Origin of the sequence: Yoonia sp. (genome assembly GCF_046292185.1) — a bacterium.
Lineage (GTDB): Bacteria > Pseudomonadota > Alphaproteobacteria > Rhodobacterales > Rhodobacteraceae > Yoonia.
In genome coordinates this window covers 20,697-29,067 of the sequence record NZ_JBKBQY010000038.1, presented here as the reverse complement: position 1 = coordinate 29,067, position 8,371 = coordinate 20,697, and the positions used below count along the sequence as shown (strand labels likewise).

Annotated in this window: 8 protein-coding genes; all 8 read right to left on the bottom strand. The window is 57.6% G+C overall.

All coding sequences use genetic code 11. The annotated features are described in order from the left end of the window. Window positions 1–507, bottom strand: a 507-nt coding sequence (locus ACK4TM_RS08875) for an ACT domain-containing protein (protein WP_409699895.1), incomplete at its 3' end; no start/stop codon positions are given. Between the two features lie 210 nt (window positions 508–717). Next, entirely contained in the window at window positions 718–2,187 is a 1,470-nt protein-coding gene (locus tag ACK4TM_RS08870) for a mannitol dehydrogenase family protein (RefSeq protein ID WP_409699892.1), read from the bottom strand. Beyond that, entirely contained in the window at window positions 2,175–2,948 is a 774-nt protein-coding gene (locus ACK4TM_RS08865; protein ID WP_409699889.1) for an L-iditol 2-dehydrogenase, read from the bottom strand. Before ACK4TM_RS08865 ends, ACK4TM_RS08870 begins: the two co-directional genes overlap by 13 nt. Continuing rightward, window positions 2,945–3,949 carry an ABC transporter ATP-binding protein gene (locus ACK4TM_RS08860; RefSeq protein ID WP_409699886.1) on the bottom strand — a complete coding sequence of 335 codons (1,005 nt, stop codon included), beginning with the start codon at window positions 3,947–3,949 and terminating at the stop codon, window positions 2,945–2,947. The genes ACK4TM_RS08865 and ACK4TM_RS08860 overlap by 4 nt, the downstream gene beginning before the upstream one ends. 12 nt (window positions 3,950–3,961) lie before the next feature. Then, window positions 3,962–4,792, bottom strand: coding sequence for a carbohydrate ABC transporter permease (locus ACK4TM_RS08855; RefSeq protein WP_409699883.1), 831 nt, complete (start codon window positions 4,790–4,792; stop codon window positions 3,962–3,964). 13 nt (window positions 4,793–4,805) lie between these two features. Next, window positions 4,806–5,672: a carbohydrate ABC transporter permease gene (locus ACK4TM_RS08850; protein ID WP_409699880.1), complete on the bottom strand. Its 867-nt coding sequence runs from the start codon at window positions 5,670–5,672 to the stop codon at window positions 4,806–4,808. Between the two features lie 76 nt (window positions 5,673–5,748). Continuing rightward, window positions 5,749–7,062 (bottom strand): ABC transporter substrate-binding protein, encoded by a 1,314-nt coding sequence (locus ACK4TM_RS08845; RefSeq protein ID WP_409699877.1) that lies wholly within the window; start codon window positions 7,060–7,062, stop codon window positions 5,749–5,751. A 92-nt stretch (window positions 7,063–7,154) separates the two neighbouring features. Beyond that, the gene (locus tag ACK4TM_RS08840; RefSeq protein WP_409699874.1) at window positions 7,155–8,177 is read right to left on the bottom strand and encodes a LacI family DNA-binding transcriptional regulator; all 1,023 of its coding nucleotides are present in this window, start codon (window positions 8,175–8,177) and stop codon (window positions 7,155–7,157) included. Window positions 8,178–8,371 lie beyond the last annotated feature (194 nt).

The following is an 8,371-nucleotide window of genomic DNA, read 5'->3' as shown; positions in this document are numbered from 1 at the left end:
CCGGGCCAGAACGATCAGGTCGGCGCCGGTTGAATTTACCACATCCATGATGCGCGCTTCGGCGTCGGGTTTGTTTTCCTTAGTCACGGGAATGCAATGGAACGGAATGTCGTGATTCACGACCACCTTCTGATAATCCATGTGGTTTGATATTACGGCCACAATATCAATCGGCAGAGCCCCGATGCGCCAGCGATACAGAAGATCGTTCAGGCAATGTCCGAAACGCGAGACCATGATGATGACCTTCATACGCTCTGCTTCGTCGTGGAACGCGAACGTCATATCAAACAGCGCCCCGATCGCGGCGAAATCCTTTGACAACGTGTCAAGCGCGGCACCTGTTTCGCTGGTGAAACTGACCCGCATGAAGAACTTGCCCGTCTGGGTGTCATCGAACTGGGAACTGTCGGTGATGTTACAGCCATGATCGGCGAGAAAGCCGGCGATGGCGGCAACGATGCCGCGGGCACTATCACAACTTACGGTCAGGGCGAATTTGGACATGATGTACTTTCCGGGATGAGGTGTCGTGTCAGCAGCTTTGGGTCGGCCATGTAAAGCGGTAGCGAAACTGCCGTGTCTGAAAATAGCCGACATGGCGAGAAGCTAAAACATCTCATAGCTACGTGGGATTACAAAAGGATCATGACCACGAGGCGTAGGGTCAAGACGACCGGTCTTGACCGCTTTGCGACAAAGCGCTGCCTGCCAATGTCATTTGCGAGCAATAGTCCGCCCGACGCCGTGGCTTTGCACCTGCTGATAGGCTGTGGCGAAGGCACTCGAAAAGCGCTGTGCATCCTTCAGATCACCGTAAATGTGATGTTGTTCGAGCCATGCCAAAGGGTCTGTCTCGGCCCGTCGCGCGGCGTCCTGCAAGCTGGGCCAATGGGGATCATTGGGCGCGATGTTCTGACCGTCTTCGGTTTTGCCAAGGCAATAGCGCGCCCAGATCGCAGACACCAGCGCCAGCCCATCCACCGGTGTGCCGCGCGCGACACCATCGCGGATCGAGGGCACGATAAAGCCTGCGTGCCGACTTGTCCCGTCAAAGGCCACACGGCGGGTGGTATCAGCGATTTCAGCGTTGGCAAAACGCCGGGCGATCAGGTCGATGTATTCCTCCGCCGTCTGGCCCGGCACCACCGCGACATGAGGCGCGATTTCCCGTGTCGCGACCTGCTGAAACAGGGCGCAAATACCGGGATGCGCCATAGTCGCGGCAATCGTACCGAGGCCAAGCAATTCACCAGCGCCGCAGATCACCTGATGCCCGCCATTCAGGATACGGATTTTCATCAGTTCATGCGCATGGACGTCGGCAGTAAAGGTCGCGCCTGCCTGGTCCCAGTCGGGTCGGCCGGCGCAGAAATCATCCTCTATGACCCATTGGCGGAAATTTTCATGCGTCACGGGTGCGGTGTCCCTGATGCCGAAATCCTGCGCCAGTGCGATCTCGCGCGGGCCGGTGGCCGGGACGATGCAATCGACCATGGAATTGGGGAAACTGCACTTCGCGTCAATCCAGTCAGCCAAGTCGGCGTCGGACAGGCGGGCAAGGCCAACGACAGTTTGCCGCAGGATTGCGCCATTGCTCTGCAGATTATCGCAGCAAAGCCCGGTGAAGGGCCCTATGCCCCGCGCCCGTCGCAGAGCCAGCGCGGCGACCATAGCGCCGAAGGCCGTGCGTGGTGTTTGCGGGTTTTCGGCGTCGTGGCGGATATCGGCATGCGCCACGTCCAGCCCGCCACTGCCCGCGTCGATGTAATATCCACCCTCGGTCACGGTCAGCGAAACGATGCGGATATCGGGCATCGCCATCCGCGAAATGAGCGTGGCATTATCCGGTTCGACCGGCAGGAAATCGATCATCGCACCGCTCACCTCGGCAGATTTTCCCGATGGATCAAGCTCGATCAGCGTTGTCAGGCAATCCTGCGCCAACAGCTTGTCCCGCATCACACTGTCGCCGGGACGCACACCTGCGCCCACGATCGCCCAATCGTGCGCAAGACCCTGATTCATCAGGCGGTGGGTATACCATGCCTGATGCGCACGGTGGAAATTCCCCAAGCCGATATGAACGATGCCGGCTGACAGATCGGCACGGGCATAGCGGGGAACCTGCACAGGGGCAGGCAACTTGCCAAGGCGGGCCAGTGAAAGCGGCGTCAACTCATCCATTGGCCACCATCCACATTATAGGTCTGCGCCACGATGTAATCCGCCTCGGACGACGCCAGAAAAACCGCCATACCCGTCAGGTCCTGCGCCGTGCCCATACGCCCATAGGGGACAGCGGCGCCCACTTCGCGTTTTTTCTGACCGGGGGCCTTGTTTTCATATTTCGCGAAAAAGGCATCCACCCCCTCCCAATGTTCGCCATCCACGACACCGGGGGCGATGGCGTTCACGTTGATCCCGTGTTCGATCAGGTTCAGTGCCGCCGATTGGGTCAGGCTGATGACAGCGGCCTTGGTGGCGCAATAAACGGCGACCAAAGCCTCGCCTCGCCGCCCGGCCTGCGACGCCATGTTGATGATCTTGCCACCCTGCCCACGCGCGATCATATGCTTGGCCACGGCCTGCATCGTGAACAGTGTACCTGTGACGTTGATATCAAAACAGCGCGTAAAATCATCACGGCTGATCTCTGCAATGGGCGCTGCGGTAAATATTGCGGCATTGTTGATCAGGATGTCGATTTGCCCGAAATGCGCGACCGTCGCATCCACGGCTGCATCAATACTGTCCTGCCGGGTCACGTCCGTTTCCACCGCAAAAGCAGCGTTGCCCAGACGTGCCGCTTCACCTTCTGCCCGCGCGATGTCGATATCAGCAAGCGCCACGCGCGCCCCTTCGCGGATATAGGCCTCGGCAAAGGCCAGCCCGATGCCGCGCGCAGCGCCGGTGATCAGCGCGGTTTTTCCGTCCAGTCGTTTCATGCGATCCGTAGTCCTTTGTCGTCAAAGCGGTGAATGACATCTGCGCGCGGTGTCAGGTGAATGCGGTCACCATGGCGAAAGCCGACCTCGCCGTCGGCACGCACGGTGATCGTCTCGGCCAGGCCGGTCTGATGGACGTGAAAGAACGTATCCGACCCCAGATGTTCGGACACACCCACCACGCCCGACCAAGGGCCGGTATCGGCCGAGACCGCAATATGTTCGGGCCGGATCCCGATGGTGTGGGCGTCATGTTTGGCGGCCTCTGGTCCTGCGATGAAATTCATCCTGGGTGATCCGATAAACCCCGCCACAAACAGATTTCGTGGCGCACGGTAAAGGTCCAGCGGCGCGCCCACCTGTTCGATATGCCCCGCGCGCAGGACGACGATCTTGTCGGCCATAGTCATCGCCTCGACCTGATCGTGGGTCACGTAAACCATCGTGGTCTTCAGCCGCGTATGCAATTCGCTGATTTCCAGGCGCATGCCGACACGCAAAGCGGCATCAAGGTTGGAAAGCGGTTCATCAAACAAGAACGCTGACGGCTCGCGCACAATCGCACGCCCGATGGCGACGCGCTGGCGCTGTCCGCCGGACAATTGGCCCGGTCTGCGATCAAGATAATCGGTCAGGTTCAGCACCGATGCCGCGAGATCAACGCGCCTGTTCTGTTCGGCCTTGTCCATGCCCGCCATACGCAGCGGGAACATGATATTTTTGCGCACCGACATATGCGGGTAAAGCGCGTAAGACTGGAACACCATCGCCAGCCCCCGCTTGGACGGCGGGGCGGCTGTCGCCTCAACACCGTCAATCTCGATCCGGCCGGAGGTGACATCCTCCAGCCCCGCGATCAGGCGCAAGAGTGTGGATTTCCCGCAACCCGAAGGGCCGACGAAAACCGCAAACTCGCCATCCTCAATGGTCAGGTTCAGCGGCGGGATCACGGTAACTTCACCAAAGGCTTTGGTCACATCTTGCAGAACGATACGTCCCATAGGTCAGGTTCCTTATTTCACCGCGCCAAAAGTCAGGCCGCGCACGAGTTGTTTCTGGCTGAACCAGCCAAGGATCAGGATCGGCGCAATCGCCATCGTCGAAGCAGCCGAAAGTTTTGCGTAAAACAACCCTTCGGGGCTAGAATAGCTGGCGATAAAGGCTGTCAGCGGGGCCGCTTTCGCGGCAGTCAGGTTCAATGTCCAGAACGCTTCGTTCCACGCAAGGATCAGGTTCAACAGCGCAGTCGACGCAATCCCGGGCAAGGCCATCGGCAACAGCACGAATATGATCTCGTTGCGCAGGCCTGCCCCGTCCATGCGGGCGGCTTCCAGAATTTCACCCGGAATTTCCTTGAAATATGTGTAAAGCATCCAGACGATGATCGGCAGGTTGATCAGCATCAAGATGATGATCAGGCCCGTACGCGTATCCAGCAGACCCATCTTGATGAAGATCAGATAGATCGGATAGATCACACCGACCGCTGGCAGCATCTTGGTCGACAGCATCCAAAGCAAGATATTCTTGGTCTGGGTCGATGGCACAAAAGCCATGGACCATGCCGCCGGGATCGCGACGATGAGACCCAGAACGGTAGACCCGCCGGCAATGAAGACCGAATTCCACAGGAACCGGCTGTAATCAGACCGGTCCAGCACGGTGCGGTAATTGTCCAGCGTCCAGTCGAAAAAGAACCAGACCGGCGGGTCGGAAATTGCCTGCCCTTCGGTCTTGAAACTGGTCAGGATCGTCCAGAGGATCGGGAAAAAGATCAGCAATCCGACAGCCCACGCCAGGGCAGTATTCACCGATTTGCGGGTGGTAGTGACTTTGCGTGCCATATCTGTGCCCCTCTCAGCGGTCCAGGTTCTTGCCGACGATACGCATCAGGAACAGCGCGACGATATTCGCCAGAATGATCGCATAGACCCCGCCAGCAGACCCCAGCCCGACATTCTGGCTTTCCAGCACACGCTGGTAAATCAGATAGGTCAGCGTGCGGCTGCCAAACGCGCCCTGCGTGGTGACAAATATCTCCGCGAAGATCGCCAGAAGAAAAATCGTCTGTATCAGGATCACGATGGTGATGGCGCGCGACAGATGCGGAAGAGTGATGAAAAAGAACCGGTTGAAGGGTCCCGCGCCATCCATTTCCGCGGCTTCCTGTTGTTCGCTGTCCAGCGACTGTATCGCGGTCAGCAGGATCAGCGTGGCGAAAGGCAGCCATTGCCATGACACGATCAGGATGATCGAAGGCAAGGATGCTTCGGACAGCCACAATATCGGATCAGCCCCAAAAAGCCGCGACAGATGCGAAAACAGACCGTTCACCGGGTCCATGAACATATTCTTCCAAACCAGCGCCGATACCGTGGGCATCACAAAGAAGGGCGCGATCACCAGAATACGCACGATCCCCTGCCCCCACATCGGCTGATCCAGCAGGATTGCCAGCAAAATACCCAGCGCGACGGTGATCACCAGAACTGAGCCGACGATGATCAGCGTTGCCTGCACCGATGGCCAGAACGCGCTGGAGGTCACGAAACTTCTGTAATTGTCAAACCAGATCCAGCCCTGAAACCCGCCGCGCATCGGCAGATAACGCTGGAACGAAAACAGCACCGTCATGGTCAGCGGCACCAGCATCCAACCCAAAAGCAGGATGACAGCAGGTGCCAACATCAGGCGCGCAGCACTGCGAGAAGCCTTGGTGGACATGGCTCTGACCCTTTATGATGACGGTGGGAAGAACCAGAGGAGCGCCGAAGCGACCCCTCTGGCAGGGGAGGAAAGCTTAGTAGCCTGCTGCTTCCATGGCATCAGTGGTCAACGCTTGCGCGTTTTCCAACGCTTGTTCGACTGTCTGCTGGCCAGCCAGCATATTCGCGAACTCTTGTCCGACCTCGGTCGCGATCCCGGCAAATTCGGGGATCGCCACGAACTGTACGCCTGTGTAGGGCACGTCCTGAATGCTGGGCGATGTCGGATTGGCCGAGTTGATCGATTGCAACGTCATATCGGCAAAGGGGGCAGCTTCCAGATAGTCCGCATTTTCATAAAGCGACGTCCGTGTGCCTGGTGGCACATTTGCCCAACCTTCGTTTTCCGCCACAAGTGCTGTGTAATCACTACTTGTCGCCCATGCGATAAAGGCTTTTGCCGCATCGGTGGATTGCGACCCGGCAGGGACAGCCAGCGACCAGGCCCACAGCCAGTTACCACGACGACCCAAATCATTATCCGGTGCCAATGCGAAACCGACCTGATCCGCCACTGTTGAATCTGCGGGGTTAGTCACGAAACTTGCCGCCACTGTCGCATCAATCCACATGCCGCAACGGCCTTGCTGGAACAGGGTCAGGTTCTCATTGAACCCGTTGTTCGCCGCACCCGGAGGGCCGTAGTTTTTCATCAAATCTTCATAGAATGTCAGCGTTTGCGCCCATTCATCGCTGTCGAACTGGGCATTCCAGTCCATGTCGAACCAGCGCGCCCCGAAGCTGTTGGCCATCGCGGTCAGGAACGCCATGTTCTCGCCCCAGCCGGCCTTGCCGCGCAGGCAAATGCCATACACGTTGTCGTTGGTCATGGCAGCCGCGGCTTCGCGGATAAATTCCCAAGACGGCGCATCGGGCATTTCCAGACCGGCGGCTTCCATCAGGTCAGTGCGATACATCACCATGGAGCTTTCGCCGTAGAATGGCGCTGCATACAGCTCGCCATCAACGGTCAACCCGTCGCGGATCGCCGGAAGCAGATCATCGGCGTTCCATTCGTCGGGCAGGTCGTTCAGCGACACCAGCCAGCCATTCTCGCCCCAGATCGGGACCTCATAGGTGCCGATGGTCATGACATCGAACTGGCCGCCGCTCGTCGCGATATCCTGAGTGACCCGCTGACGCAGGACGTTTTCTTCCAGCGTGACCCATTCCAAGGTAATGTCCGGATATTTTTCGTTAAAATCTGCAGTCAGCCCCTGCATGCGGATCATGTCGCCGTTGTTGACAGTGGCGATGGTGACGGTTCCTGACGGCGACTGCGCAAAGCTGCCTGAGGCGGCGACAATGGCCAGCGCACTTGCCAGACCGAGTGACGTTTTGATAGACATCCGAACTCCTCCCTGAGATCACATGGATAATGTGCCAGAGGCTAAATCAAATAGTACCGCGCAGTCAATATAAATTTTGCGCGCGTAAAGTACTAAGCAGATGATCGCATGACCAGCTTGCCTTCGAACAAGACCTCCAATCGGTCAGCGGCAGGCATTTCGCCGTCGATCATCCGGAAAAGCGTTTCAGTCGCGCGCTTTGACACGGCTTCATAATCCTGCGCCACCGTTGTTAGTGGCGGGCAGGTAAAGCGGGAAAACGGATGGTCGTCGATCCCGGCAACGCGCATTGATGCGCCCTTGTCAAAGCCCACACGCAGACCGCGCGCATAGCAGGCGGACAAAAAACCAATGGCAAGCCGGTCATTGCTGCACAGAATCGTATCCGTCGCGAACTGATTTGCATCGAGCATACGCAACGCCCCCTCACAAGCGATGCGTTCGAATTCCCAGCCTGTGCCGGGAACGCGCAGGATCTGCGGCGCGTGGCCCAGCCTGTCCATCACCTGCACATAAGCAAAGCGTCTTTTGTTGGCGTTCGGGTTGACGGGATCCATTTCGAAAAAACACGGTGGTGCACCGGTGCGGCACAGATATTGCACGATCTGTTCAACAAAATGCGCATTGTCCGAACCGATAAAGGCCTGCCCCACGCCGTCGATATTACTGTCAAACAGAACTGTCGGCACGTCGTTGCAGAAGCGCTCGATCTCTGCGCGGTCCGACCTGCGACCTAAAGGAGCCAGTAGCACACCCGCGGGTTTGAGCGAGCGCAGACTGTCCAGGATATCCACTTCCAGCTTTTGGTCGCCGTGCGCGCTGAACAGGATCGGCCAATATCCCGCATCAAGACAGCGTTGTTCGATATTGCGCGCTATTTCGGCAAAGAACGGATCGGCCAGATATGGCACCACGACACCAATATTGCGGGTCTGTTTGCGGTTCTGATTGATTGCGAAAATATTGGGGCGATAATCATATTCGCCCAGCGCCTTTTCAATCTTCTCGCGGGTCGAGACGCGCACGCTGGAGGGATCATTGAAATATTTAGACACTGTCGGACGCGAGATACCCGACAAACGCGCAAATTCTTCCATATTCTTGATCTTGGTCATATCTTCTGGCCCAATTTTTACACCATCATAGCCAGATGATAAAAAACGAAAACATCAAAGATACGCGCGGCAAGATTAAACTTGCGCGCTGAGTGCTTGCAAAGGTGCTAAGGAATGTCGCGAAAATTGCACGGCATGCAGCGATGGTCAGATAATCATGGTTTCTGGTACTGGGCAGACGCCCGGGAGGCGTC